Raw genomic sequence first — 1587 nt, 5'->3', positions numbered from 1 at the left:
GATTCACAACGCGTGGCATTTTCACTATGCGTTGGTTTAAGTGATTAAGGTGGTATGCGGCGGCTTAGGTATTGTGTTGCTTACCCCTTAACAGGGCGTTATACAAATAAAAGGAGTTAGTCAGATGCGTCTGTATGTACAAGATCGTCAGACAGGAAAGAAAACATATATTCAGAATACGGCTAAAACGCGTCAAGAGTTAGCTCAAAGCTTAGGTTCTAGCCGTTTAAAGGTTAACGATAAGGTTTACTCCGTCAATTCAGTTCTAGCTGAATCAGACAATAAAACAGCACCAGCAATGGCTTTAGGTGGTGTTATTGGAGTAATGGGTGGTGTGCCAGGAGTAGTGCTAGGTGGTTTAATCGGTGGGTTGCTCGGTAAAAGTAACGACGATGAAGACCAAAAAAAGGTAAACGAATTTAATGGGAGTAAATATGCTTCCTAAATTTAACTATCGTCTAGTCGTTGTTCTCATTGTGCTTGTCGCGATAGCAGCTACTTATATTACCGATCAGAAGTATTACAATGAAGCTATACGAAGTGTACTTGAGTGGAAGCATCTTAATATAAGTATCTGGTTTGGTTCACTTATATGCTTTGTTTTACATTACCTTTCAGCCAAAGGGTCAAGTGCCGAGTATGCTGGGCTAATATATAAACAATTTGGTATTTTCGCTGACTCGGCTTTTGCTGCTATTACTTACGGGTTAGCAATGACTACCTCGGCATCCATTCTTAAAGGTGTTTATATCCAACAGTTTTTTGGTGATGTAATTTACTTCAACCACTTTGAGTCACTAGACATATATTCGATGCTAGTTGTATGTTTGTTCTTACTAGGCTATTCACTATGGTCATGTACAAGAGCTGCCTGGGAAGCAATTGTGTTTAGTAGCGCAGAAAGAGCGGAAGCTGTATACGATTAACTATTTGTATAACAAAGCATTTAAGAGTGATTCGCAACGCTTGGCAGTTTCGCTTCGCTCAAGTATAGCCAAGCGCCGCTCACACCTTAATGCGGCGTTAGTACGGGTTTGACATCAAAGGTCATAAGTTTTGGTGTTTATCTGTTTTGGCGCTCGTCTTTACACCTTTCAGTTAGTGCCTTTCACGTTCTTTCCGGTGGCGCTATATGCGGAGTGTTCGCTTTGATTTCATCGTTTACGGCTTCTAACTCTTAGCCTATTTCTTTGGCGCTTTTTCATTTTCGTGGTGTTTTTTGAGAGAGCCTTGATTACTTTTGGTGTGGCTGTTGAGTGACGAGGAAAGAATCCTTTTTTAATTTAAAGCCAGTGAAAGTAGGGCAGTTCAGTGCATTTTTCTTCTAGCCAACTTTCGTCTTTCAATCGGGGTAAGGTTTTGTAGCAGCCCGTCTCACTTCAGTGTTCAAAGCCTTTCATATCATGCCACTTTTCAATATCTTGGAGCGCATAAATAGAAGTAGCGCATGTACTAACAAATTGCTTAAGAGTGATTCGTAACGCGTGGCATTTTTACTTTGCGGTGGCTTATGGTGATTAAGGCGCTGTGCGGTAGCTTTTGTATTGCATTACTCACACCTTAGCAAGGCGTTAGTACGGGTTTGAC

2 protein-coding genes are annotated in these 1587 nt (G+C 41.1%); both read left to right on the top strand.

Going from position 1 to position 1587, the window contains the following annotated elements; genetic code table 11:
- Positions 1 to 124 precede the first annotated feature (124 nt).
- Positions 125 to 445 carry a hypothetical protein gene (locus KIV41_RS10160; RefSeq protein WP_039479238.1) on the top strand — a complete coding sequence of 107 codons (321 nt, stop codon included), beginning with the start codon at positions 125 to 127 and terminating at the stop codon, positions 443 to 445.
- Positions 435 to 926 (top strand): hypothetical protein, encoded by a 492-nt coding sequence (locus tag KIV41_RS10155; RefSeq protein WP_039479241.1) that lies wholly within the window; start codon positions 435 to 437, stop codon positions 924 to 926. Before KIV41_RS10160 ends, KIV41_RS10155 begins: the two co-directional genes overlap by 11 nt.
- The last annotated feature ends 661 nt before the right edge of the window (positions 927 to 1587 follow it).

The organism is Vibrio sp. D401a (assembly GCF_030248515.1).
Classification (GTDB): Bacteria; Pseudomonadota; Gammaproteobacteria; order Enterobacterales; family Vibrionaceae; genus Vibrio; species Vibrio rotiferianus.
Note: the sequence above shows the minus strand (reverse complement) of the source record. Positions and strands in the feature narration are given on the sequence as shown.

Excerpts from the sequence above, each read along its gene's own strand:
- KIV41_RS10160 (WP_039479238.1), top strand. The coding sequence starts at position 125 with ATGCGTCTGTATGTACAAGATCGTCAGACAGGAAAGAAAACATATATT.
- KIV41_RS10155 (WP_039479241.1), top strand. The coding sequence starts at position 435 with ATGCTTCCTAAATTTAACTATCGTCTAGTCGTTGTTCTCATTGTGCTT.